The 24,904-nt window shown below is 55.2% G+C and carries 18 protein-coding genes; 12 read left to right on the top strand and 6 right to left on the bottom strand.

Annotated features, from left to right (window positions below):
- Positions 1–146: 146 nt before the first annotated feature.
- The gene (gene aroP / locus BWI95_RS01740; protein WP_076768886.1) at positions 147–1,517 is read right to left on the bottom strand and encodes an aromatic amino acid transporter AroP; all 1,371 of its coding nucleotides are present in this window, start codon (positions 1,515–1,517) and stop codon (positions 147–149) included.
- A gap of 539 nt (positions 1,518–2,056) precedes the next feature.
- Between aroP and pdhR the strand changes: the two genes are divergently transcribed.
- The 8 genes from pdhR (at position 2,057) to yacL (ending at position 15,157) form a co-directional block, all read left to right on the top strand.
- A complete protein-coding gene (gene pdhR / locus BWI95_RS01735) occupies positions 2,057–2,821 on the top strand; it encodes a pyruvate dehydrogenase complex transcriptional repressor PdhR (protein WP_023480248.1) in 765 nt (254 codons plus the stop codon).
- A gap of 175 nt (positions 2,822–2,996) precedes the next feature.
- Entirely contained in the window at positions 2,997–5,660 is a 2,664-nt protein-coding gene (gene aceE / locus BWI95_RS01730) for a pyruvate dehydrogenase (acetyl-transferring), homodimeric type (RefSeq protein ID WP_023480311.1), read from the top strand.
- 14 nt (positions 5,661–5,674) lie between these two features.
- Positions 5,675–7,573 carry a pyruvate dehydrogenase complex dihydrolipoyllysine-residue acetyltransferase gene (gene aceF / locus BWI95_RS01725; RefSeq protein ID WP_054802810.1) on the top strand — a complete coding sequence of 633 codons (1,899 nt, stop codon included), beginning with the start codon at positions 5,675–5,677 and terminating at the stop codon, positions 7,571–7,573.
- A gap of 202 nt (positions 7,574–7,775) precedes the next feature.
- Positions 7,776–9,200: a dihydrolipoyl dehydrogenase gene (lpdA, locus tag BWI95_RS01720; protein WP_042711868.1), complete on the top strand. Its 1,425-nt coding sequence runs from the start codon at positions 7,776–7,778 to the stop codon at positions 9,198–9,200.
- A gap of 281 nt (positions 9,201–9,481) precedes the next feature.
- The gene (gene traT, locus BWI95_RS01715) at positions 9,482–10,213 is read left to right on the top strand and encodes a conjugal transfer complement resistance protein TraT (RefSeq protein WP_023480291.1); all 732 of its coding nucleotides are present in this window, start codon (positions 9,482–9,484) and stop codon (positions 10,211–10,213) included.
- Positions 10,214–10,374: 161 nt separating this feature from the next.
- Positions 10,375–11,799: a hypothetical protein gene (locus tag BWI95_RS01710; protein WP_076768885.1), complete on the top strand. Its 1,425-nt coding sequence runs from the start codon at positions 10,375–10,377 to the stop codon at positions 11,797–11,799.
- A 273-nt stretch (positions 11,800–12,072) separates the two neighbouring features.
- On the top strand, positions 12,073–14,670 hold the full coding sequence (gene acnB / locus BWI95_RS01700) for a bifunctional aconitate hydratase 2/2-methylisocitrate dehydratase (RefSeq protein ID WP_094419370.1): 2,598 nt from the start codon (positions 12,073–12,075) through the stop codon (positions 14,668–14,670).
- A gap of 124 nt (positions 14,671–14,794) precedes the next feature.
- Complete coding sequence (gene yacL, locus BWI95_RS01695) at positions 14,795–15,157, top strand: protein YacL (RefSeq protein WP_023480494.1); 363 nt, start codon at positions 14,795–14,797, stop codon at positions 15,155–15,157.
- Between the two features lie 30 nt (positions 15,158–15,187).
- Here yacL and speD read toward each other — a convergent pair whose 3' ends face one another.
- From speD to BWI95_RS01680, 3 genes are all read right to left on the bottom strand, one after another.
- Positions 15,188–15,982, bottom strand: coding sequence for an adenosylmethionine decarboxylase (gene speD, locus BWI95_RS01690; protein WP_023480253.1), 795 nt, complete (start codon positions 15,980–15,982; stop codon positions 15,188–15,190).
- Between the two features lie 20 nt (positions 15,983–16,002).
- Positions 16,003–16,863, bottom strand: a complete 861-nt coding sequence (speE, locus tag BWI95_RS01685; protein WP_023480226.1) for a polyamine aminopropyltransferase — start codon at positions 16,861–16,863, stop codon at positions 16,003–16,005.
- 86 nt (positions 16,864–16,949) lie between these two features.
- Positions 16,950–17,297 (bottom strand): YacC family pilotin-like protein, encoded by a 348-nt coding sequence (locus BWI95_RS01680; RefSeq protein WP_023480277.1) that lies wholly within the window; start codon positions 17,295–17,297, stop codon positions 16,950–16,952.
- A 144-nt stretch (positions 17,298–17,441) separates the two neighbouring features.
- On the opposite strand from BWI95_RS01680, the gene cueO reads away from it, so the two are divergent.
- Complete coding sequence (gene cueO, locus BWI95_RS01675; protein ID WP_076768883.1) at positions 17,442–19,007, top strand: multicopper oxidase CueO; 1,566 nt, start codon at positions 17,442–17,444, stop codon at positions 19,005–19,007.
- Positions 19,008–19,230: 223 nt separating this feature from the next.
- On the opposite strand, the gene BWI95_RS01670 is transcribed toward cueO, so the two are convergent.
- On the bottom strand, positions 19,231–21,621 hold the full coding sequence (locus BWI95_RS01670) for a glucose/quinate/shikimate family membrane-bound PQQ-dependent dehydrogenase (protein WP_054802812.1): 2,391 nt from the start codon (positions 21,619–21,621) through the stop codon (positions 19,231–19,233).
- 206 nt (positions 21,622–21,827) lie between these two features.
- Between BWI95_RS01670 and hpt the strand changes: the two genes are divergently transcribed.
- Positions 21,828–22,364 carry a hypoxanthine phosphoribosyltransferase gene (gene hpt / locus BWI95_RS01665; RefSeq protein WP_076768882.1) on the top strand — a complete coding sequence of 179 codons (537 nt, stop codon included), beginning with the start codon at positions 21,828–21,830 and terminating at the stop codon, positions 22,362–22,364.
- 27 nt (positions 22,365–22,391) lie between these two features.
- Here hpt and can read toward each other — a convergent pair whose 3' ends face one another.
- Positions 22,392–23,054 (bottom strand): carbonate dehydratase, encoded by a 663-nt coding sequence (gene can, locus BWI95_RS01660; RefSeq protein WP_042716572.1) that lies wholly within the window; start codon positions 23,052–23,054, stop codon positions 22,392–22,394.
- Positions 23,055–23,161: 107 nt separating this feature from the next.
- Between can and BWI95_RS01655 the strand changes: the two genes are divergently transcribed.
- Together BWI95_RS01655 and BWI95_RS01650 are read left to right on the top strand one after the other, a co-directional pair.
- Positions 23,162–24,088, top strand: coding sequence for an ABC transporter ATP-binding protein (locus BWI95_RS01655; RefSeq protein WP_023480271.1), 927 nt, complete (start codon positions 23,162–23,164; stop codon positions 24,086–24,088).
- Positions 24,085–24,855 (top strand): ABC transporter permease, encoded by a 771-nt coding sequence (locus BWI95_RS01650; protein WP_034813337.1) that lies wholly within the window; start codon positions 24,085–24,087, stop codon positions 24,853–24,855. Before BWI95_RS01655 ends, BWI95_RS01650 begins: the two co-directional genes overlap by 4 nt.
- Positions 24,856–24,904 lie beyond the last annotated feature (49 nt).

Below are 24,904 nucleotides of genomic sequence, written 5' to 3'. Positions count from 1 at the left end.
TTCGATTATTCGCCCGTAAATTTTTATTTGCGTAGCAGGATCACGCCGCAGAGATGGACAATATAGCTACGTAAAGGAAAGTGTGAGGAAGTTAACATTGGTTTAACAACCCTCTCCCGGGCGGGAGAGGGGAGGGCAGAAGGGGATCAGTGTGCTTTTACCGCTTTTGCATTTTTCTGTCGTACCAGGTAACCGACGCCAAGAATGGCAATCCATACCGGGATGAGCCACACGGAGATCGCCATACCCGGCGTCATCACCATGATAACCAGCACTGCCGCCATAAAGATCAGGCAGATCCAGTTCCCCAGCGGGTAGAAGAGCGCCGGGAAGCGCGGTTTGACGCCCTGTTGCTGCTTCGCACGACGAAAACGCATGTGCGCGAGGCTAATCATCGCCCAGTTAATCACCAGCGCGGAGACCACCAGCGCCATCAGCAGCCCAAAGGCGGATTCCGGTGCGAGGTAGTTGATCAGCACGCAGAGCGCGGTGAAGAGCGCGGAGACGAGGATGGTGTTGACCGGCACGCCGCGCTTGTCGGTTTTTTGCAGCATCTTCGGCGCGTTGCCCTGTTTGGCCAGGCCAAACAGCATGCGACTGTTGCAGTAAACGCAGCTGTTGTAGACCGACAGCGCCGCCGTCAGTACCACGATATTCAGCGCATTGGCTACAAAGGAGTCGCCAAGTTCATGGAAGATCAGTACAAACGGGCTGGTGTCAGCCGTTACGCGGGTCCACGGCAGCAGGGAGAGCAGCACAGCCAGCGAGCCGATATAGAAGATCAGAATGCGGTAGATAACCTGGTTGGTCGCTTTGGGAATGCTCTGCTCCGGGTTATCCGCTTCCGCCGCGGTGATACCGACCAGCTCCAGCCCGCCGAAGGAGAACATGATGATCGCCATCATCATTACCAGGCCGCCGATGCCGTGCGGCAGGAAGCCGCCCTGTTCCCATAAGTTGCGAACCGTCGCCTGCGGGCCTGCGCTGTCGCTAAACAGCAGCCAGCCGCCGAAGAGGATCATCGCCACCACGGCCACCACTTTGATAATGGCAAACCAGAACTCCATCTCGCCGAACACTTTTACGTTGGTCAGGTTGATGGCGTTGATAACGACAAAGAAGACGGCAGCGGAAGCCCAGGTAGGGATTTCCGGCCACCAGAACTGGACATATTTACCGACCGCCGTCAGTTCGGCCATGGCGACCAGCACGTAGAGCACCCAGTAGTTCCAGCCGGAGGCGAAGCCGGCAAAACTGCCCCAGTATTTGTAAGCGAAATGGCTGAAGGAGCCGGCAACCGGCTCTTCGACCACCATCTCACCGAGCTGGCGCATAATCAGAAACGCGATAAAACCGGCAATGGCGTAGCCGAGAATAATGCCGGGACCGGCCGACTGGATGACTGACGCGCTGCCCAGAAACAGCCCAGTCCCAATAGCACCGCCCAGCGCGATAAGCTGTATATGGCGGTTCTTAAGGCCGCGCTTTAGCTGATCGCCGTGCTGTTGACCTTCCATTATGAAACCTCGTGTGTGGTTATTATGTTTACGCTATGTTTAAGCGTGTAATGAATAAGTTCCATTTATATGTATTTTTTGCTTTACGAAGCGGCAGGATGATTTTGACTTGAGACCTTTCGCATGCCAAAGAATAGTGGTAAGCGAACGGGAATGCATCTGCTTTATGACGCGTCTATGACGAGCTGACGAAAAAAAGAACGCCCGCAAATAACCCTCTTACCCCCTCATACCAAAACACCCCTCTTTTTATTCATCAGAAGTGAATAAAAAATCATCTATAAACCGACTGAATCGGTTCACATTCAGTAATTTGCGTTTCGGGAAAGTTAAAACTCACTCTTAAGGGGTAAACGAGTCATTTGCGTAAGGTTACATCTTTGAAACGCCATTTCTCTTTGCTTGTTAAAATGTGCGTGGTTTCCTGATTTCAATCAAAACCTGTATGGACAGAAGGTGAATACTTTGTTACTTTAGCGTCAACAATATGAAATTGGTAAGACCAATTTACTCCGGGCGAGTGGCAGAGACAGGGAACAATGGCCTACAGCAAAATCCGCCAACCTAAACTTTCCGATGTGATTGAGCAGCAACTGGAGTTTTTGATTCTCGAGGGCACACTCCGTCCCGGTGAAAAACTTCCTCCAGAGCGCGAACTGGCCAAACAGTTCGACGTTTCTCGTCCTTCACTGCGCGAGGCCATCCAGCGTCTCGAAGCGAAAGGCCTGCTCCTACGTCGCCAGGGTGGCGGGACCTTTGTCCAAAGCAGTCTGTGGCAGAGCTTCAGCGATCCGCTGGTCGAGCTTCTGACCGATCATCCCGAATCCCAATTTGATCTTCTCGAAACGCGCCATGCACTGGAAGGCATTGCTGCTTATTACGCGGCGCTTCGCAGCACCGACGAAGACAAAGTGCGGATTGGCGAGCTGCATCGCGCTATTGAGCTGGCTCAACAGTCGGGCGATCTGGACGCGGAGTCCAGCGCGGTCGTGCAGTATCAAATCGCCGTAACGGAAGCGGCACATAATGTAGTCCTGCTTCATCTGCTACGCTGCATGGAGCCGATGCTGGCGCAGAACGTTCGTCAAAACTTCGAACTGCTCTACGCCCGCCGCGAGATGCTACCGCTGGTCAGCAACCATCGTGCGAGTATCTTCGCCGCGATCATGGCTGGCAAACCGGAAGAGGCGCGTGAAGCGTCGCACCGCCATCTGGCGTTTATTGAAGAGATTTTGCTGGATCGCAGCCGTGAACAGAGTCGTCGTGAACGCTCTCTGCGTCGGCTGGAGCAGCGCAAGAATTAGAATTTTCTGGCGCAAATTGTGCCGGAAGAGTTGTAACAACAGCGCCAACTTTTAGAGCGCGGCAACTAAACGCAGAACCTGTCTTATTGCACTTTTACGAACCTTTACAGGCCGTCAGAGTGCAATGGGACAGGTTCCAGACAATCAACGATTAGATAGATAAGGAATACCCCCCATGTCAGAACGTTTACAAAATGACGTGGATCCGATCGAAACTCGCGACTGGCTACAGGCGATCGAATCGGTCATCCGTGAAGAAGGTGTTGAGCGTGCTCAGTATCTGATTGACCAGCTCCTTTCTGAAGCCCGCAAAGGCGGTGTGAAAGTGGCAGCTGGCACAGGGGCGAGCAACTACGTAAACACTATTGCCGTTGAAGATGAACCGGAATACCCGGGCAATCTGGAACTGGAACGCCGTATTCGTTCAGCTATCCGCTGGAACGCAATCATGACGGTTCTGCGTGCGTCTAAAAAAGACCTCGAGCTTGGCGGCCACATGGCCTCCTTCCAGTCTTCCGCAACCATTTACGAAGTCTGCTTCAACCACTTCTTCCGCGCTCGTAACGAGAAAGACGGCGGCGATCTGGTGTACTTCCAGGGCCACATCTCTCCGGGCGTGTACGCACGTGCATTTGTTGAAGGTCGTCTGACTGAAGAGCAGATGAACAACTTCCGTCAGGAAGTTCACGGTAAAGGCCTCTCTTCTTATCCGCACCCGAAACTGATGCCGGAATTCTGGCAGTTCCCGACCGTTTCCATGGGGCTGGGCCCGATTGGTGCCATCTATCAGGCGAAGTTCCTGAAATATCTGGAACACCGTGGTCTGAAAGATACCTCTGAACAGACCGTTTACGCCTTCCTCGGCGATGGCGAGATGGATGAGCCGGAATCCAAAGGTGCGATCACCATCGCGACCCGTGAGAAGCTGGACAACCTCTGCTTCATCATCAACTGTAACCTGCAGCGTCTTGATGGCCCGGTTACCGGTAACGGCAAAATCATCAACGAACTGGAAGGCATCTTCGCAGGTGCTGGCTGGAACGTAATCAAGGTGATGTGGGGTTCTCGTTGGGACGAACTGCTGCGTAAAGACACCAGCGGTAAACTGATCCAGCTGATGAACGAAACCGTTGACGGCGACTACCAGACCTTCAAATCGAAAGATGGTGCGTACGTTCGCGAGCACTTCTTCGGTAAATACCCGGAAACCGCCGCACTGGTTGCAGACTGGAGCGACGAGCAGATCTGGGCACTGAACCGTGGTGGTCACGATCCGAAGAAAATCTACGCTGCACTGAAAAAAGCGCAAGAAACCAAAGGCAAAGCAACTGTCATCCTGGCCCACACCGTTAAAGGTTATGGCATGGGCGACACCGCCGAAGGTAAAAACATCGCCCACCAGGTGAAGAAAATGAACATGGACGGCGTGCGTTATATCCGCGACCGCTTCAATGTTCCGGTGACCGATGAGCAAGTTGAAAAACTCTCTTACCTCACCTTCGCTGAAGGCTCTGAAGAGCACAAATATCTGCACGAACGTCGCCAGGCGCTGAAAGGCTACCTGCCGTCACGTCAGCCGAACTTCACCGAAAAACTGGATCTGCCTGCGCTGGAAGACTTCTCTCAGCTGCTGGAAGAGCAGAACAAAGAGATCTCCACCACCATCGCCTTCGTTCGTGCCCTGAACGTGATGCTGAAGAACAAGTCGATCAAAGATCGCCTGGTTCCGATCATCGCCGATGAAGCGCGTACCTTCGGTATGGAAGGTCTGTTCCGTCAGATTGGTATTTACAGCCCGAACGGCCAGCAGTACACCCCGCAGGACCGTGAGCAGGTTGCTTACTACAAAGAAGACGAGAAAGGTCAGATCCTGCAGGAAGGTATCAACGAACTGGGTGCTGGCGCATCCTGGCTGGCGGCTGCGACCTCTTACAGCACCAACAACCTGCCGATGATTCCGTTCTACATCTACTACTCGATGTTCGGTTTCCAGCGTATCGGTGACCTGTGCTGGCAGGCCGGCGACCAGCAGGCTCGCGGCTTCCTGGTAGGTGGTACTTCTGGTCGTACGACGCTGAACGGTGAAGGTCTGCAGCACGAAGATGGTCACAGCCACATTCAGTCGCTGACTATCCCGAACTGTATCTCTTACGATCCGTCTTACGCTTACGAAGTTGCGGTCATCATGCATGACGGTCTGCAGCGCATGTACGGCGAGAAACAAGAGAACGTTTACTACTACATCACCACGCTGAACGAAAACTACCACATGCCGGCAATGCCGGAAGGCGCCGAGGAAGGTATCCGTAAAGGTATCTACAAACTCGAAACCGTTGCGGGTAACAAAGGTAAAGTTCAGCTGCTGGGCTCCGGTTCTATCCTGCGTCACGTTCGTGAAGCAGCGCAGATCCTGGCTAACGACTACGGCGTAGGTTCTGACGTTTATAGCGTCACTTCCTTCACTGAACTGGCGCGTGATGGCCAGGATTGTGAACGCTGGAACATGCTGCACCCGCTGGAAACTCCGCGCGTTCCGTACATCGCTCAGGTGATGAACGACGCTCCGGCTGTAGCATCTACTGACTATATGAAACTGTTCGCCGAACAGGTTCGTACTTATGTACCGGCTGATGATTACCGCGTACTGGGTACCGATGGCTTCGGTCGTTCCGACAGCCGTGAAAACCTGCGTCACCACTTCGAAGTTGATGCTTCTTACGTGGTGGTAGCAGCCCTGGGCGAACTGGCTAAACGTGGCGAAATCGACAAGAAAGTGGTGGCAGAAGCGATCACCAAATTCAACATCGATGCAGATAAAGTTAACCCGCGTCTGGCGTAAGAGGTAAAGAGACAATGGCTATCGAAATCAACGTACCAGACATCGGGTCTGATGAAGTAGAAATCACCGAGATTCTGGTCAAAGTGGGCGACAAAGTTGAAGCTGAACAGTCGCTGATCACCGTAGAGGGCGACAAAGCCTCTATGGAAGTTCCGTCTCCGCAGGCTGGCGTCGTGAAAGAGATCAAAGTCTCTGTCGGCGACAAAACCGAGACCGGTAAACTGATCATGATTTTCGATTCCGCCGACGGTGCAGCTGACGCTGCACCTGCTCAGGCAGAAGAGAAGAAAGAAGCCGCGCCGGCAGCAGCAGCTCCGGCCGCTGCAAGCGCAAAAGACGTTCACGTGCCGGATATCGGCGGTGATGAAGTCGAAGTGACCGAAATTCTGGTGAAAGTGGGCGACAGCGTGACCGCTGAGCAGTCCCTGATCACCGTGGAAGGCGACAAAGCCTCCATGGAAGTTCCGGCACCGTTCGCTGGCACCGTGAAAGAGATCAAAGTAAACACCGGCGACAAAGTCTCCACCGGTTCTCTGATTATGGTCTTCGAAGTGGCAGGTGCTGCACCGGCTGCTGACGCGAAACCGCAGGTCAAAGAAGAAGCGGCTTCTGCTCCGGCAGCGGCTGCGGGCGCGAAAGACGTTAACGTACCGGATATCGGCGGTGACGAAGTTGAAGTGACCGAAGTGATGGTCAAAGTCGGCGATAAAGTTTCTGCTGAACAGTCTCTGATCACCGTTGAAGGCGACAAAGCCTCGATGGAAGTCCCGGCACCGTTCGCGGGCGTGGTAAAAGAGCTGAAAGTGAACGTGGGCGACAAAGTCTCCACCGGCTCGCTGATCATGGTCTTCGAAGTGGAAGGCGCTGCGCCTGCCGCTGCTCCGGCAGCGAAACAGGAAGCGGCTCCGGCACCGGCTGCAAAAGCAGAGAAACCGGCTGCTGCGGCTCCGGCTAAAGCAGAAGGCAAATCTGACTTCGCAGAGAACGACGCTTACGTCCATGCGACTCCGCTGATCCGCCGTCTGGCGCGCGAATTCGGCGTCAACCTGTCGAAAGTGAAAGGCTCTGGTCGTAAAGGCCGCATCCTGCGCGAAGACGTTCAGGCTTACGTGAAAGACGCGGTGAAACGCGCGGAATCCGCACCTGCTGCCGCTACCGGCGGTGGTCTGCCAGGCATGCTGCCGTGGCCGAAAGTGGACTTCAGCAAGTTCGGCGAAATCGAAGAAGTGGAACTGGGCCGTATCCAGAAAATCTCTGGTGCTAACCTGAGCCGTAACTGGGTGATGATCCCGCACGTTACCCACTTCGACAAAACTGATATCACCGATCTGGAAGCGTTCCGTAAACAGCAGAACGCCGAAGCCGAGAAACGTAAACTGGACGTGAAATTCACCCCAGTGGTCTTCATCATGAAAGCCGTTGCTGCGGCCCTTGAGCAGATGCCACGTTTCAACAGCTCGCTGTCCGAAGATGGTCAGCGTCTGACGCTGAAAAAATACATCAACATCGGTGTCGCGGTTGATACCCCGAATGGCCTGGTGGTTCCGGTCTTTAAAGACGTGAACAAGAAGAGCGTGACCGAGCTGTCCCGCGAACTGACCGTGATCTCCAAGAAAGCGCGTGATGGTAAACTGACTGCCGGCGAAATGCAGGGCGGCTGTTTCACCATCTCCAGCATCGGCGGCCTGGGTACTACCCACTTCGCGCCGATTGTGAACGCGCCGGAAGTGGCTATCCTGGGCGTCTCCAAGTCCGCGATGGAGCCGGTGTGGAACGGTAAAGAGTTCGTTCCGCGTCTGATGATGCCGATTTCACTCTCCTTCGACCACCGCGTGATTGACGGTGCTGATGGGGCGCGCTTTATCACCATCATCAATAACATGCTGTCCGACATTCGCCGTCTGGTGATGTAACCGAAAAGCCGGCCTGACGGCCGGCTTTTTTCTGCTAATCTCATAGCGCTTTTGGGGTTATCAGAGGCAAAGGACAATTCGTTAGCCGTTTGTTGTTTCAAAAATGTTAACAATTTTGTAAACTGCGGGCGGATAGAACGTCCCGGTGGATGAAGGGCGACATGAAGTACCCCTGACCGCCGGAAATCAATAAGAGGTCATGATGAGTACTGAAATCAAAACTCAGGTCGTCGTACTTGGGGCAGGCCCGGCAGGTTACTCTGCTGCCTTCCGTTGCGCTGATTTAGGTCTGGAAACCGTCATCGTTGAACGCTACAACACCCTCGGCGGTGTTTGTCTGAATGTAGGTTGTATCCCTTCTAAAGCGCTGCTGCACGTCGCGAAAGTGATTGAAGAAGCTAAAGCGCTGGCCGAGCACGGCATCGTCTTCGGCGAACCGCAGACCGACATCGACAAAATCCGCACCTGGAAAGACAAAGTGATTAACCAGCTTACCGGCGGCCTCGCAGGTATGGCAAAAGGCCGTAAGGTCAAAGTGGTTAACGGTCTGGGTAAATTTACCGGGGCGAACACCCTGGAAGTGGAAGGCGAAAACGGCAAAACCGTGATCAACTTCGACAACGCCATCATCGCGGCGGGTTCCCGTCCGATTGAACTGCCGTTCATTCCGCATGAAGATCCGCGCGTGTGGGACTCCACCGGCGCGCTTGAGCTGAAATCCGTACCGAAGCGTATGCTGGTTATGGGTGGCGGCATCATCGGTCTGGAAATGGGCACCGTATACCATGCGCTGGGTTCAGAGATTGACGTGGTTGAGATGTTCGACCAGGTGATCCCGGCTGCAGACAAAGACGTAGTCAAAGTCTTCACCAAACGCATCAGCAAGAAGTTCAACCTGATGCTGGAAACCAAAGTGACCGCCGTTGAAGCAAAAGAAGACGGTATCTACGTTACGATGGAAGGCAAAAAAGCTCCGGCTGAACCGCAGCGTTACGACGCCGTGCTGGTCGCCATCGGCCGTGTGCCGAACGGTAAAAACCTCGACGCCGGTAAAGCGGGCGTGGAAGTGGACGACCGTGGCTTTATCCGCGTCGACAAACAGCTGCGCACCAACGTGCCGCACATCTTCGCTATCGGCGATATCGTCGGTCAGCCGATGCTGGCGCACAAAGGCGTGCATGAAGGCCACGTTGCCGCAGAAGTTATCGCCGGTAAGAAACACTACTTCGATCCGAAAGTGATCCCGTCTATCGCCTATACCGAGCCAGAAGTGGCATGGGTAGGTCTGACCGAGAAAGAAGCGAAAGAGAAAGGCATCAGCTACGAAACCGCCACCTTCCCGTGGGCAGCTTCTGGCCGTGCTATCGCTTCCGATTGCGCAGACGGTATGACCAAACTGATTTTCGACAAAGAGACGCACCGTATTATTGGTGGCGCGGTTGTCGGCACCAACGGCGGCGAGCTGCTGGGTGAAATCGGTCTGGCGATCGAAATGGGCTGTGATGCAGAAGATATCGCGCTGACCATCCACGCGCACCCGACGCTGCACGAATCTGTTGGCCTGGCCGCAGAAGTGTTCGAAGGTAGCATCACTGACCTGCCGAACCCGAAAGCGAAGAAGAAATAAACCTCTTCACGCCGCTTGTGCGTTCGACAATAAAGCAGCCTATATGGCTGCTTTTTTTATTCCTGCCGCAGAACCACCACATTTAGTAGGTAATTAGCCCTCAACCAATTGATAACGAAGCCGATAACTCACTTAAGAATAGTATTGGCACGCTCGCCTCAGGCGGGTGGCCTGGCGTCGTCATGACATGGACTTTGTCACTTATCCGCGTTTCATCGCTCCCGTCCTGCCTTTGCCGCATTTGTTGTTCTTCTGGTGTTCGAAATATAAAGGAATCGTTAATGTCTATTAAAAAACTCGCTGTTGTTGGTATGGTTCTGGCAGCGTTTACCCTCTCCGGCTGTGGCGCGATGACGACGGCTATCAAAAAACGCAATCTGGATGTAAAAACTCAGATGAGCCAGACCATCTGGCTGGAGCCGGCTTCTGAGAAAACTGTGTTTATTCAGGTGAAAAATACCTCTGATAAAGACATGAGTAATTTGCAGACCCTGCTGGCGAAAGAGCTGAGCGATAAAGGCTACAAAGTGACTTCCTCTCCGGATACGGCCTATTACTGGATCCAGGCGAACGTGCTGAAAGCGGACAAAATGGATCTGCGTGAAACGCAGGGCTACCTGAAAAGTGGTTACGAAGGCGCGGCGATTGGTGCCGGTCTGGGTGCCGGTATCACCGCCTATAACAGCAACTCCTCCGGCGCCGCGCTGGGCGTGGGTCTGGCGGCTGGCCTGATTGGCCTCGCAGCAGACGCGATGGTGGAAGATGTGAACTTCACTATGATCACCGACCTGCAGATCTCCGAGCGCAGCAAAGCGAAAGTGACCACCGATAATATCGCCGCCCTGCGCCAGGGCACCTCCGGTATCAAGCTGCAGACCAGCACCGAAGAGGGTAACCGTGCGAAATACCAGACCCGTGTGGTCTCTAACGCCAACAAAGTAAACCTGAAATTCGAAGAGGCGAAACCGGCCCTCGAAGCGCAGCTGGCAAAATCTGTCGCCAACATTATGTAAGTTGACTGCTGGCAGCTTAAAAAGCGGGCTCAGGCAACTGGCCCGCTTTTTTTATACGTAAAAGTGACGGGAGCCTGCTTTTCAGCCAAAAGCGATAAACCTTCACCGCACGTTGCCGATGTTACTTATTTACTATTTCGGTGAGAGGGAGTTTCATCGCCATGATTAACGGCCTTAACCTTACTGCGCTACTGCCATCAGCCGCGCGGGTCAGTACCTCTGCGCGGGTCGGCACTGCCGCGCCCGCATCTGTAAACAAAGCATCCCCTGCGGATGACGCCTCGACAAAAGTGATGTTCGGCAGCCAGACGCCGGAGATCGCCGCCGTCTATTCGCTGATACCTAAGAAAGTGAACCCGGCGATTGCCGAACAGCAGCATAGCCAGATTCAGGGGCTGATGGGGCTGGCCTCCGGCGGCACCTCCGTCTCCGCGTTTGCCACGCTTGGCAGCACGCTGCTGAGTAACCTGAATGATAACCGTGGCGATGTGGTGCAGACGCTGCGCGGTGCGGATATGGGCATTGCCCGCGCGCCTTATGATTCAGCCATCACCATGGATATCGTCACTCAGTCCGGCACCAAAGTGCAGTTGGTGATGAGCCAGCAGGATGACGGCATGACCGTTCAGCTGAAAACCGACGGCGAAGCGCTCAATGACGACGAAGCCGCCGCTATCGCGGGCCTCGGTAAAGCGCTGGGAGAGACCCTGAGCGGCCTCGGCAAGCAGCAACCGCAGTTGGACATCAGCGGCTTAACCCAGTTTGATACGCGCTTGCTGAAATCGGTGGATCTGAAAACCGACCTGCGTAACGACGACAAGTCGTTACAGTCGCTCAATTTCCATGCGGATAACAAAACACGCTCCACGGCTTATGAAGATGGCGACTTCTCGCTGAAAATGAGCAGCGACATGGCGCACTCCGCCTTTGCCGGCAACGCCGCGCAGCAGCAAATCGCCTTAAGCGCGTGGGACAGTAAATTCGATAAAGCGCGCACTGCCGGGCAGGGCAATTATGAGCAGATGGCGGCGCTGAAGGCGGTTTTCCGCGCGCTTAACAGCAATACCAGCGCCGAAACAATGCCTGTCGTGGCGACCAATGCGATTCGCATCGGTGATAACGGCGCCTCACAGCTCAGCGGGCTGAATGATTTTTCACTCTCGCTGACGCAGACGGAGAAGTCGGTGAATCCCGCGAAGCTGCAGGAGAAAGACCGCTTTGCCTACACCGCCTCGCAGTCAACGGAAGCCAACGCCCACAGCGACAGCTCTAAGAGCGTGAAGCAGACGACGCGTAGCAACCTGAGCGCTGCATGGCACCAGGCGATCGATCCGTCGATTCCGCTGGCATTGGGCACGCAGAAATCCTCACAAAGTTACTACTACCATGTGGTCGAAAACAGCGAGGAGAACAGCACCACGCTCAACTACAATGGACGCGGTCAACTGGCCAACGTTGCGCACCATCAGCAGGTAGATAACCGTGAAACGGTGAAAAAGTACCTGCTGGGCAAACTGGTTGATGAGAGCCTGAACCCGGAGAAATACAGCCGTAGCTGGGGGCTGGATATTCTCGGCAAGCTTTAACATTGTCTTAACGTAACGGCTCTGCGGAGCCGTTTGTTTTCTCGGCGGTTCGAGGATTATTTTTCGCTAAACCCCTCTGCCGTCTGCTTTATGCCATCTGTAACGATTCAGCCGGGATTTAATGTTGCTTTTTTGTAAACAGATTAACACCCCCTGAAATTCCTGCTATGCTGCCCGGCGCGGTTCGCGGATTTACCCTACAAACTGCTGTCTCACAGGAGCGTGAAGAGAAACGCCTGCCGCATTATGACAATGAGAGCGAGGAGAACCGTCGTGCTAGAAGAATACCGTAAGCACGTAGCTGAACGTGCCGCTGAGGGGATTGCGCCAAAACCATTAGATGCAACCCAAATGGCCGCGCTTGTCGAGCTGCTGAAGAGTCCGCCTGCTGGCGAAGAAGAATTCCTGTTAGACCTGCTGGCTAATCGTGTACCGCCCGGTGTTGACGAAGCCGCCTATGTGAAAGCGGGTTTCCTTGCAGCTGTCGCCAAAGGCGAAGCAACCTCCCCACTGGTTAGCCCTGAGAAAGCCGTTGAACTGCTGGGTACCATGCAGGGCGGCTATAACATCCATCCGCTGATTGATGCGCTGGATAACGACGCGCTGGCACCGATTGCTGCCAAAGCCCTCTCCCATACCCTGCTGATGTTCGATAATTTCTACGATGTGGAAGAGAAAGCGAAAGCGGGCAACGCCTACGCCAAACAGGTGATGCAATCCTGGGCTGATGCTGAATGGTTCCAGAGCCGTCCGCCGCTGGCCGAGAAGATCACCGTTACCGTCTTTAAAGTGACCGGCGAAACCAACACCGATGATCTTTCACCGGCACCGGATGCCTGGTCGCGCCCGGATATTCCGCTGCATGCGCTGGCGATGCTGAAAAACGCCCGTGAAGGGATCGAACCGGATCAGCCGGGCAGCGTTGGCCCGATCAAGCAGATCGAGGCGCTGGCGCAGAAAGGCTTCCCGCTGGCCTACGTCGGCGACGTTGTCGGGACCGGCTCTTCGCGTAAATCCGCCACCAACTCGGTGCTGTGGTTTATGGGCGACGACATTCCGAACGTGCCGAACAAGCGCGGCGGCGGTCTGGTGCTTGGCGGCAAAATCGCCCCTATCTTCTTCAACACCATGGAAGATGCCGGTGCGCTGCCAATTGAAGTCGACGTCTCTGACCTGAACATGGGCGACGTGATTGACGTTTACCCGTTCAAAGGCGAAGTGCGCAACCACGAAACCAACGAACTGCTGGCGACCTTTGAACTGAAAACCGACGTGCTGATTGATGAAGTGCGCGCCGGTGGCCGTATCCCGCTGATTATCGGCCGTGGCCTGACCACCAAAGCGCGTGAAGCGCTGGGTCTGCCGCAGAGCGAGATCTTCCGTCAGGCGAAAGACGTGGCGGAAAGCAGCCGCGGCTACTCGCTGGCGCAGAAAATGGTCGGCCGCGCCTGTGGCGTCGACGGTGTTCGTCCGGGCGCATACTGCGAACCGAAGATGACCTCTGTGGGCTCGCAGGACACCACGGGTCCGATGACCCGTGATGAGCTGAAAGATCTGGCGTGCCTCGGCTTCTCTGCCGACCTGGTGATGCAGTCCTTCTGCCACACTGCGGCCTATCCGAAGCCGGTTGACGTCACCACCCACCATACGCTGCCGGACTTCATTATGAACCGTGGCGGCGTGTCGCTGCGTCCGGGCGATGGCGTTATCCACTCCTGGCTGAACCGCATGCTGCTGCCGGATACCGTAGGCACCGGCGGTGACTCCCATACCCGTTTCCCGATTGGTATCTCCTTCCCGGCGGGCTCGGGTCTGGTGGCGTTTGCTGCCGCGACCGGCGTAATGCCGCTGGATATGCCGGAATCGGTGCTGGTGCGCTTTAAAGGCAAAATGCAGCCGGGCATCACGCTGCGCGATCTGGTTCACGCTATTCCGCTGTACGCCATCAAACAGGGTCTGCTGACCGTTGAGAAGAAGGGTAAGAAAAACATCTTCTCCGGCCGCATCCTGGAAATTGAAGGCTTGCCGGATCTGAAAGTCGAGCAGGCGTTCGAGCTGACCGATGCCTCCGCTGAGCGTTCTGCCGCGGGTTGCACCATCAAGCTGAACAAAGAGCCGATTATCGAGTACCTGACCTCCAACATCGTGCTGCTGAAGTGGATGATTGCTGAAGGCTACGGTGACCGCCGTACGCTGGAGCGCCGTATCCAGGGCATGGAGAAATGGCTGGCGGATCCGCAGCTGCTTGAAGCGGATGCGGACGCAGATTACGCGGCGGTGATCGATATCGATCTGGCCGAAATCAAAGAGCCTATCCTCTGTGCGCCGAACGATCCGGACGATGCGCGTCTGCTCTCTGATGTGCAGGGCGAGAGCATCGATGAGGTGTTCATCGGTTCCTGTATGACCAACATCGGCCACTTCCGCGCCGCCGGTAAGCTGCTGGACAGCCATAAAGGCCAGCTGCCGACCCGCCTGTGGGTTGCGCCGCCGACGCGTATGGATGCCGCACAGCTGACCGAAGAGGGCTACTACAGCGTCTTTGGTAAGAGCGGTGCGCGTATCGAAATCCCGGGCTGCTCCCTGTGCATGGGTAACCAGGCGCGTGTGGCAGACGGTGCGACCGTCGTTTCAACCTCGACCCGTAACTTCCCGAACCGTTTAGGTACCGGCGCGAACGTCTTCCTGGCCTCTGCTGAGCTGGCAGCCGTCTCGGCGCTGATCGGCAAGCTGCCGACGCCGCAGGAGTATCTGACCTTTATGGATCAGGTGGATAAAACCGCCGTGGATACCTACCGCTACCTCAACTTCGACCAGCTTGATCAATACACCGATAAAGCTGAAGGCGTGATATTCCAGACCGCCGTCTAAATCAGAAAGCCACTCTTCGGAGTGGCTTTTTTTTCCCTTCCTTCCCGTCCCCGCGCTTTTTTTCCTGTATGGTGCTGCGATAATTAAAGCACTGGCGGCTCTCTGGCCCCCATGAGGAGCAATGATGGATTACGAATTTCTGCGCGATGTTACCGGCGGCGTCAAAGTGCGCATGTCGATGGGGCACGAAGTGATTGGCCACTGGTTTAACGAAGAGGTGAAAGAGAACCTCGCCCTGCTGGATGAAGTGGAGCAGGCGGCGCAAACGGTGAAGGGCAGCGAGCGTTCGTGGCAGCGCGTCGGCCATGAATATACGCTGTGGCTGGATGGTGAAGAGGTGATGATCCGCGCCAATCTGCTGGAGTTTACCGGCGACGAGATGGAGGAGGGGATGAACTACTACGATGAGGAGAGTTTATCCCTCTGCGGCGTGGAAGATTTTCTTCAGGTGGTGGCCGCTTACCGGCAATTTCTTAAGCAACGCTAATCGGGGAGCGTCCCTGCTCCCGTTGCGCATTTACACGGCCGGAATATTGCGGCCGTAGTAGATCTCGCGCATCTCTTTCCACAGCGCTTCCGTGATCTCTTTCCGCTCCTGCGGCGTCAAATCTTCCGGTTTGGTATGGAACATGTAGTGCTTAAGGTCGAACTCCTTAAGCAACATTTTGGTATGGAAGATGTTTTCCTGGTAAACATTCACATCCATCATGTCATACAGCGATTTCATATCGTCAGACATAAAGTTCTGGATCGAATTAATTTCGTGGTCGATGAAGTGCTTCATGCCATTCACGTCGCGCGTAAAGCCGCGCACGCGGTAGTCGACGGTCACGATATCCGACTCAAGCTGATGGATAAGGTAGTTCAGCGCTTTCAGCGGCGAAATCACCCCGCAGGTTGAGACTTCAATGTCAGCGCGGAAGGTGCACAACCCGCCTTCGGGATGGCTTTCCGGGTAGGTGTGCACGCAGATATGGCTCTTATCCAGATGCGCGACAACCGCTTCCGGCAGCGGCCCCGGATGTTCGGTTTTATCGATCAGGTGCGGGTCGACCGGCTCTTCGCTCACCAGGATCGTCACGCTCGCACCCTGCGGCTCGTAGTCCTGGCGGGCAATATTCAAAATGTTGGCGCCAATGATGTTACAGGTCTCCGTGAGGATCTCCGTCAGGCGGTTGGCGTTATAGAGTTCATCAATATAGGCAATATAGCCGTCGCGCTCTTCGGCGGTTTTGGCGTAGCAGATATCGTAGATACAAAAACTCAGGCTTTTGGTCAGGTTGTTAAAGCCATGTAGTTTAAGCTTTTTCAATTTTTCTCACCCCCTTAGCGTCACTGTGCAGACAGTGCATCGTGTAGATATTGTGGCAGAGCGAATGCTGCCGTATGGATTGCCGGATTGTAGTAACGGCAGGTCAGTGCGGCGGTATGGAAACGTGCGGCGATAATCTCCGTGGAGAGCGAGCGCAGCGCTTCGTTATCCGTCGCCCAGGCAAAGGTCATAATGCCGCCGTAATAGGTCGGGATCGCCGCCTGGTAGAAGCTGACATCGGCAAAGTAGTGACCCAGTTTGCGATGGCTGCCGACGGCTTCCTCCTGCTGTAAGAAGCAGACGCCGTTCTGCGCGACAAAAATCCCGCCGGGATTAAGGCAGCGCTTGCACCCTTCATAAAACGCCGAGGTGAAGAGGCTCTCGCCCGGACCGACAGGATCGGTGCAGTCAGAGATAATCACATCGAAGGTTTTTTGCGTGTGGTTGACGAAGTTGACGCCATCATCAATCACCAGCTCAAAGCGCGGGTCATCGTAGGCACCGGCGTTGTGTTTTGGCAGGTACTGGCGGCAGAAGGAGACGACGCCTGCGTCGATCTCTACCATGGTGATGGTTTCAATATTTTTGTGGCGGGAGACTTCGCGCAGCATCGCACCGTCGCCGCCGCCAATGATCAGCACATGCTTTGCGTGACCGTGCGCCAGCAGCGGAACGTGAGTCATCATCTCGTGATAGATAAACTCATCGCGTTCGGTGGTTTGTACCACGCCATCCAGCGCCATCACGCGGCCAAAGGCGGCGTTTTCGAAGATAATCAGATCCTGATGATCGGTCTTTTCGTGGTAAAGCACCTTATCAACGGCAAAGTACTGACCAAAGTTGTCGTGCAGCGTTTCTTGCCAAATGGTGTTGTCGGCCATTCGTCGCTCCTTTGTTAACATCCGTGAAAAACGGGCGCAACATGATAGCCAACTCTGGCGAACGATGCACGGTCAAAAGATAAGCGCTATTTCACGTAGGCGAGCAGACTCAACGAGTCACGGGCAAGGGCCTTACACTTTTTCGCCGTTGGAATGCCGATGCCGCTCAGATCGCGGTAGCTCTCTTCGCCCAGCGCTTTCATGTTCCAGCTATCGTAGTTGCTGAGATCCCACTGATTTTGCTGGGCAAAAAAGACTAGCGCACGGCGGATCTGCCCGTTAGGTAAGTTGTTATAACCGCAGTCATTTTTCAGAAAAACAAACACCGCCGTCAGATCGGCCATGTCTTCAGCTTCAGATTCACTCAGGGCATAACTATTGGCGGAGACAGCGAGCAGGCTGCCAAGGATGATACTTCTGAAAAACGTTTTCATTCTCTCTACCACGGCGTAACGGAAATTAAACGTTAGCACAGTCCAGTTAACGCGACGATATTTATTATCGTCTGCTTTCTTGACCTTCCGGCAGGGGAAAGGTTTACGCTTAATGCATCGCCGACTCTTGATAAGGACATACCCATGCAACGTCGAGATTTCCTTAAATATTCCGCGCTCCTGGGGGCTGCCAGCGCGCTGCCGCTCTGGAGCCGCTCGCTCTTCGCCGCCACCCGGCCCACGTTACCCATTCCACCGTTGCTTGCCCCGGATGCAGAGAGCCGCATTGTCTTAACGGTGCAGGCAGGGGAGAGCCAGTTTGCGCAGAAAAGCGCGACAACCTGGGGGTATAACGGCGCGTTGCTGGGGCCAGCTATTCAGCTGCGCCAGGGAAAAGCGGTGACGGTGGATATCCGCAATCAGCTTGCGGAAGAGACCACCGTGCACTGGCACGGTCTCGAAGTGCCGGGCGAGGTCGACGGTGGGCCGCAAGGCGTTATTAAGGCGGGCGGTAGCCGGTCGGTGACCTTCACACCCACGCAGCAGGCCGCCACCTGCTGGTTCCACCCTCATCAGCATGGCAAAACCGGACGTCAGGTGGCGATGGGGCTCGCCGGGCTGGTGCTGATTGAAGATGAGAACAGCCGCAAACTGCGCCTGCCGCAGCAGTGGGGGATTGATGATGTGCCGGTGATTGTGCAGGACAAAAAATTGACCGCGCAGGGGCAGATTGATTACCAGCTCGATGTGATGAGCGCGGCGGTGGGGTGGTTTGGCGATACGCTGCTCGCTAATGGTGCCGTCTACCCGCAGCATGCAGCTCCGCGCGGCTGGCTGCGCCTGCGTCTGCTCAACGGGTGTAACGCGCGCTCGCTCAATTTCGCTACCAGCGATAAGCGCCCGCTCTACGTCATCGCCAGCGATGGCGGCTTGTTAAGTGAGCCGGTTAAGGTGACGGAGCTACCGATGTTGATGGGCGAGCGCTTCGAGGTGCTGGTGGATATCAGCGATGGTAAGGCTTTCGATCTGATGACGCTGCCGGTTAAGCAGATGGGGATGACCGTCGCGCCGTTTGACCAGCCGGTGCCGGTGCTGCGTATTCAACCGTTGCAGGTGACCGCCTCGGGCGATCTGCCGGATACGCTTGCTTCGCTGCCCGCTCTGCCTGCGCTTGAGGGGCTTACCCAGCGCACCCTGCAACTGTCGATGGATCCGATGCTCGATATGATGGGCATGCAGGCGCTGCAGCAGAAGTATGGCGACGGCGCGATGGCGGGCATGGGGATGCATCACGGCGATATGCAGGGCATGCATGGGATGCAGATGGATCATGGCCATATGGATCACGGCAGCCAGGGTTTTGATTTCCACAATGCCAACCGGATTAACGGCAAAGCGTTTGATATGGTGACGCCGCAATTTGCGGTGCAAAAAGGGCAGTTTGAGCGCTGGACGATCTCCGGAGAGGGGGACATGATGCTGCACCCGTTCCATATTCACGGTACGCAGTTCCGCATCCTCTCTGAAAACGGCAAGCCGCCCGCGGCGCATCGCGCAGGCTGGAAGGATACGGTTAATGTGTACGGTGCGCGCAGTGAAGTGCTGGTGCGCTTTGATCATGCGGCAGCGAAAGAGTTTGCCTATATGGCGCACTGCCATCTGCTGGAGCATGAAGATACCGGTATGATGCTCGGCTTTACCGTCGCGTAAACTGCGCCCGGCAAAAATGCCTGATGGCGCTGCGCTTATCAGGCCTACGTTTCTGTGATCGGTTTCGGGGTTTTGTAGGCCGGATAAGGCGCCAGCCGCCATCCGGCAATGCGTTCCGATTTGACAATAAAAAAGCCCGGCAGCGCAATGCTTGCCGGGCTTTGTTTTGTAGGCCGGATAAGGCGTTAGCCGCCATCCGGCAAGTCTACATCAGAGTGCTTAATTACTTCGCGTCATCCGGCAGAGCAAACGCCACGATGTAATCACCCATCTTGGTACCGAACGAACCGTGACCGCCTGCGGAGATGACAACATACTGCTTGCCATTCACTTCATAGGTCATCGGCGTTGCCTGACCACCCGCTGGCAGACGACCTTCCCACAGTTTGTCACCGTTGGTCATGTTGTACGCGCGCAGGTAGTTATCCGCTGTACCGGCAATAAACAGCACGTTACCGGCAGTGGAGATCGGGCCACCAAGCATCGGCATACCGAGGGTAAACGGCACTTTAATCGGCATCGGGAACGGCAGGCTATCCTGCGGCGTACCGATACGTTTTTTCCATGCTACCTGGTTGGTTTTCAGATCCAGCGCAGAGATATAACCCCAGGCTGGCTGTTTGCACGGCAGGCCAAACGGAGAGAGGAACGGGTTCAGCGTGACGCCAAACGGCACGCCATACTGCGGCTGAATACCAGATTCCGAACCGGTGCCTTTCGCATCTTTCGGCGGCTCCATCGGGTTGTTTGGACCACGCGGGATCAGCTTCGAGACAAACGGCAGCGCCATCGGGTTAGCAATCGCCACCTGACGGTTTGGATCGACGGAGATACCGCCCCACTCAAACATGCCAAGGTTACCCGGGAAGACCAGCGTACCCTGCTCAGACGGCGGGGTGAAAATGCCTTCATAACGCATCTGGTGGAACATCACACGGCACACCAGTTGGTCGAACATGGTGGCGCCCCACATATCCGCACCGCTCAGATCTCTCTTCGGACGGAAGCTCAGATCGGAGAAGGGTTGGGTTTTGGTGACGTAATCGCCTTTCGCTGCGCCCTGCGGAACCGGTTTTTCCGGTGCCGGCACAACCAGTTCGCCGTTACGACGATCCAGCACGAAGATGTTACCGGTTTTTGCCGGAGCATAAACGACCGGCACTTTCTTACCGTTCACATCGATATCCGCCAGCGTCGGCTGGGACGGCATATCCATATCCCACAGATCGTGGTGTACGGTCTGATAGCTCCACACCAGCTTACCAGTGGTCGCATTCAGCGCAACAATGGAACTGGCGTAACGCTCCTGCTCCGGCGTACGGTTACCGCCCCAGATATCTGGCGTAGTAACGCCCATCGGCAGGTAGACCATATCCAGCTTGGCGTCATAGGCGGCAGGCGCCCAGGAGTTCGGCGAGTTGATGGTGAACTTGTGCTCATCCGACGGGATTGCATTCGGATCTTTCGCGCCCGGATCGAAGGCCCACAGCAGCTTACCGGTGTTGATATCGAAACCACGAATCACACCAGACGGCTCACGGGTAGAGAAGTTATCCGTTACCGCACCGGCAATGATAATCACTTTATCGGTGACGATCGGCGGTGAAGTCGGCTCATACATCCCCGGCGTAGTAACCGGCATGTTGGTTTGCAGGTTCAGGATACCTTTGTTAGCAAAGGTGTCACACAGCTTGCCGTTATCAGCGTTAACTGCGAACAGGCGACCGTCGTTGACCGGCAGAATGATGCGGCGTGGGCAGTTAGCCACCACGTCCGGGCTGGCGTTTTCCGCCGTCGCTTCGTGGTAAGAGACACCACGGCAGGTCACGTGCTGGAAGGACGGGTCCGCATTCAGCTGCGGATCGAAGTGCCACTTCTCTTTACCGCTTGCTGCATCAAGTGCGAACAGACGCTGGTGAGCGGTGCAGAGGAACAGGGTGTCGCCCACTTTAATCGGCGTCACTTCGTTGGTGATTTCACCCGGATCGTTCGGCAGCTTCAGGTCGCCGGTGCGGAACACCCAGGCTTCCTTCAGGTTTTTCACGTTATCCGCGTTAATCTGCTTCAGCGGCGAGTAACGCTGGCCTTCCTGGTTACGGCCATAAGCCGGCCAGTCGCTATCGGCAACGTTAGAGATCGGTGCAGCAGGCGTCGAGTCAGCGCTCAGGGTGCCGTTGATCTCCTGCGGGTCATTGAAACCGGCCCAGGTCAGAATGCCGCCGCTGATCAGCAGTACCGCTAACAGGGCAGCAACCGCACCGCGGGCAGGAATAATCAGGCGACGCCAGACAAATGGCAGAATCAGCCAGATACCGAAGAAGACAAGAATATCGCTACGTGGGGTCAGCGCCCAGAAGTCGAAGCCGACTTCCCAAACGCCCCACAGCATGGTGGCAAGCAGCAGAGCCGCATAGAGCCAGAGCGCGGAACGCTTCCCCTTCCACAGCAGCCAGGTCACGCCAAGCATCACCAGGCCAGCGATGGGGTAGTACCAGGAGCCGCCGATGGAGATCAGCCAGACACCACCAATTAAAAGATACAGCCCGCAGAAGGCTGCAAAGATCGTCGTCAGCATGATCAATAGCCGCGACCGTTGCGATTTTGTTTCTGCCATAAAAGGAATACTCATCAGTTTGTTAAATTTTTGATAGCAACTAATTATAGGTGTTAACAAGTGTGATCGTCATCACAAATCGAGCTTTCTCGATGCATGCCCACCTCAATTGGTTTTGCTGGTATACTTCACGGCTTGCGTTTCAATCACCGGTTTAAGCGATTGGTGTTGAATTATTTGCTTCTAAAATCATATGGTTAGTTAATATGAAACACAAAGTTGAAGTGATGATCCCGGAAGCGGAGATCAAAGCACGCGTCGCCGAACTGGGTCGTCAAATCACTGAACGTTACAAAGATAGCGGCAGCGAGATGGTGCTGGTGGGGCTGCTGCGCGGCTCGTTTATGTTTATGGCCGATCTCTGCCGTGAAGTGCAGGTCTCCCATGAAGTCGATTTTATGACCGCTTCCAGCTACGGCAGCGGCATGTCATCGACCCGCGATGTGAAAATCCTCAAAGATCTGGATGAAGATATTCGCGGCAAAGATGTATTGATTGTTGAAGACATTATCGATTCTGGCAACACGCTGTCGAAAGTGCGCGAGATCCTGCGCCTGCGCGAGCCGAAGTCGCTGGCGATCTGCACCCTGCTGGATAAACCTTCGCGACGCGAAGTGGATGTCACCGTCGAGTATATCGGTTTCTCGATTCCGGATGAGTTTGTGGTGGGTTACGGAATTGACTACGCTCAGCGCTATCGCCATTTGCCCTATGTCGGCAAAGTGGTGATGCTGGACGAATAAAAAAATCGGGGCCCACGGCCCCGATTGTTATTTGTGATTAATGTGCTTCTGGCTGATGTTCTGCACACCTGTGCGGTAACGCTGTTCCAGCGTTTCGCGGTTGGTGGCGGTCACATCCAGATCGCGCAGCAGGCCGTCATGGATGCCGTAAGCCCAGCCGTGAATCGTCACGTTCTGGCCGCGTTTCCAGGCGGATTGCATAATCGTTGAGTGGCCAAGGTTATAAACCTGCTCCATGACGTTCAATTCGCACAGCGTATCGAGACGACGTTCTGGCGGCATTTCGCCGAGCAGCGAGCTATGTTTAAACCAGATGTCGCGAATGTGCAGCAGCCAGTTGTTGATAAGACCCAGTTCCGGGTTTTCAACCGCTGCCTGAACGCCGCCGCAGCCGTAGTGGCCGCAGATGATGATGTGTTCAACTTCCAGCACATCAACCGCGTATTGCACAACGGAGAGGCAGTTTAAGTCGGTATGGATGACCAGGTTGGCCACGTTACGGTGAACAAACAGCTCGCCGGGTTCAAGGCCAGTCAGGCGCTCAGCCGGAACGCGTGAGTCTGAACAGCCAATCCACAGAAAGCGCGGCTTTTGTGCCTGCGCCAGCGTTTCAAAAAATCCTGGATCTTCCTCGACCAGCATTTTTGACCATAGTGCGTTGTTGCTGATGAGTGTATCTATGTCTTTCATAGCGCTTTGCGACCTGTAAGCAAAATGAGTGCGAGGCCTAATATAGGTCAACTCTTTCTCTTTTAAAACCACACATCGAGTGTAAGAAAATAGGTAAGTGATAATTCATGACCATTGCACTGGAGCTTGAGCAGCTTAAAAAAACCTATCCGGGCGGCGTTCAGGCGCTGCGCGGAATCGATCTGCAAGTCGAGGCGGGAGACTTCTACGCCCTGCTTGGGCCGAACGGCGCGGGTAAGTCGACCACCATCGGTATTATCAGCTCGCTGGTGAATAAAACCTCTGGCCGGGTCAGCGTCTTTGGCTATGACCTGGAAAAGGATGTGGTGAACGCCAAACGCCAGCTTGGGCTGGTGCCGCAGGAGTTCAACTTCAACCCCTTTGAAACCGTACAGCAGATTGTCGTCAACCAGGCGGGCTACTATGGTGTCGATCGCAAAGATGCGTTAGTGCGCAGCGAAAAGTACCTTAACCAGCTCGATCTGTGGGGTAAACGTAACGAACGTGCGCGCATGCTCTCCGGCGGGATGAAGCGTCGTTTGATGATTGCCCGCGCACTGATGCATGAGCCAAAACTGCTGATCCTCGATGAGCCAACGGCGGGCGTCGACATCGAACTGCGCCGCTCGATGTGGGGCTTTTTGAAGGATCTGAACGACAAAGGCACCACCATTATTCTCACCACCCACTATCTGGAAGAGGCAGAGATGCTGTGCCGCAATATCGGCATCATCCAGCATGGTGAACTGGTGGAGAACACCTCGATGAAGTCGCTGCTCTCCAAGCTCAAATCGGAGACCTTTATCCTCGATCTGGCGGCGAAAAGCGCGCTGCCGAAGCTGGAAGGGTATCAATATCGGCTGGTGGATACCTCAACGCTTGAAGTTGAAGTGCTGCGCGAGCAGGGGATCAACAGCGTCTTTAGCCAGCTGAGCGCGCAGGGGATCCAGGTATTAAGTATGCGTAACAAAGCCAACCGCCTTGAAGAGCTGTTCGTTACGCTGGTGCATGACAGGAAAGGAGAGGGCGCATGATGCAGCTTTATTGGGTGGCGCTGAAGAGTATCTGGTACAAAGAGATCCAGCGTTTTATGCGTATCTGGGTGCAGACACTGGTGCCGCCGGTGATCACCATGACCCTCTACTTTATTATTTTCGGCAACCTGATCGGTTCGCGTATCGGTGAAATGCACGGCTTCACCTATATGCAGTTTATCGTTCCGGGGCTGATCATGATGGCAGTGATCACCAACGGCTATGCCAACGTCGCCTCCTCCTTCTTTAGCGCTAAGTTCCAGCGCAACATTGAAGAACTGCTGGTGGCACCGGTACCGACGCATGTAATTATTGTCGGTTATGTGGGCGGTGGCGTAGCGCGCGGGCTGTGCGTTGGCGTGCTGGTAACGGCGGTGTCGCTCTTCTTCGTGCCTTTCCAGGTGCACTCATGGCTGTTTGTCGGGCTGACGCTGCTGCTCACCGCGGTGCTCTTCTCGCTGGCCGGCCTGTTGAATGCGGTGTTCGCCAAAACCTTTGACGATATCAGCCTGATCCCGACCTTTGTGTTGACCCCGCTGACCTACCTGGGCGGCGTGTTCTACTCCCTGACGCTGCTGCCGCCGTTCTGGCAGGCGCTGTCGCACCTGAATCCGATTGTTTATATGATCAGCGGCTTCCGCTTCGGCTTCCTTGGGATCAGCGATGTGCCGCTGGTCACCACGGTCGGCGTGCTGGTGGTCTTTATCCTCGGCTTCTATCTGACCTGCTGGTATCTGATTCAGCGTGGGCGCGGGTTGCGTAGCTAACGGTTATCCGGCTATTTTCAACATTGCGCTAAAAAACAATAAGATCGCT

This window comes from Kosakonia cowanii JCM 10956 = DSM 18146 (genome assembly GCF_001975225.1).
In the GTDB taxonomy this organism is placed as follows: domain Bacteria; phylum Pseudomonadota; class Gammaproteobacteria; order Enterobacterales; family Enterobacteriaceae; genus Kosakonia; species Kosakonia cowanii.
This window is presented reverse-complemented; position numbering and strand designations above follow the sequence as displayed.

Bases quoted from the DNA above. Each gene is read 5' to 3' on its own strand.
- lpdA (WP_042711868.1), top strand. From the start codon at position 7,776: ATGAGTACTGAAATCAAAACTCAGGTCGTCGTACTTGGGGCAGGCCCG.
- BWI95_RS01650 (WP_034813337.1), top strand. From the start codon at position 24,085: ATGATGCAGCTTTATTGGGTGGCGCTGAAGAGTATCTGGTACAAAGAG.
- BWI95_RS01655 (WP_023480271.1), top strand. From the start codon at position 23,162: ATGACCATTGCACTGGAGCTTGAGCAGCTTAAAAAAACCTATCCGGGC.
- hpt (WP_076768882.1), top strand. From the start codon at position 21,828: ATGAAACACAAAGTTGAAGTGATGATCCCGGAAGCGGAGATCAAAGCA.
- traT (WP_023480291.1), top strand. From the start codon at position 9,482: ATGTCTATTAAAAAACTCGCTGTTGTTGGTATGGTTCTGGCAGCGTTT.
- can (WP_042716572.1), bottom strand. From the start codon at position 23,054: ATGAAAGACATAGATACACTCATCAGCAACAACGCACTATGGTCAAAA.
- pdhR (WP_023480248.1), top strand. From the start codon at position 2,057: ATGGCCTACAGCAAAATCCGCCAACCTAAACTTTCCGATGTGATTGAG.
- aroP (WP_076768886.1), bottom strand. From the start codon at position 1,517: ATGGAAGGTCAACAGCACGGCGATCAGCTAAAGCGCGGCCTTAAGAAC.
- cueO (WP_076768883.1), top strand. From the start codon at position 17,442: ATGCAACGTCGAGATTTCCTTAAATATTCCGCGCTCCTGGGGGCTGCC.
- BWI95_RS01710 (WP_076768885.1), top strand. From the start codon at position 10,375: ATGATTAACGGCCTTAACCTTACTGCGCTACTGCCATCAGCCGCGCGG.
- speE (WP_023480226.1), bottom strand. From the start codon at position 16,863: ATGGCCGACAACACCATTTGGCAAGAAACGCTGCACGACAACTTTGGT.
- aceE (WP_023480311.1), top strand. From the start codon at position 2,997: ATGTCAGAACGTTTACAAAATGACGTGGATCCGATCGAAACTCGCGAC.
- BWI95_RS01670 (WP_054802812.1), bottom strand. From the start codon at position 21,621: ATGGCAGAAACAAAATCGCAACGGTCGCGGCTATTGATCATGCTGACG.
- BWI95_RS01680 (WP_023480277.1), bottom strand. From the start codon at position 17,297: ATGAAAACGTTTTTCAGAAGTATCATCCTTGGCAGCCTGCTCGCTGTC.
- aceF (WP_054802810.1), top strand. From the start codon at position 5,675: ATGGCTATCGAAATCAACGTACCAGACATCGGGTCTGATGAAGTAGAA.
- yacL (WP_023480494.1), top strand. From the start codon at position 14,795: ATGGATTACGAATTTCTGCGCGATGTTACCGGCGGCGTCAAAGTGCGC.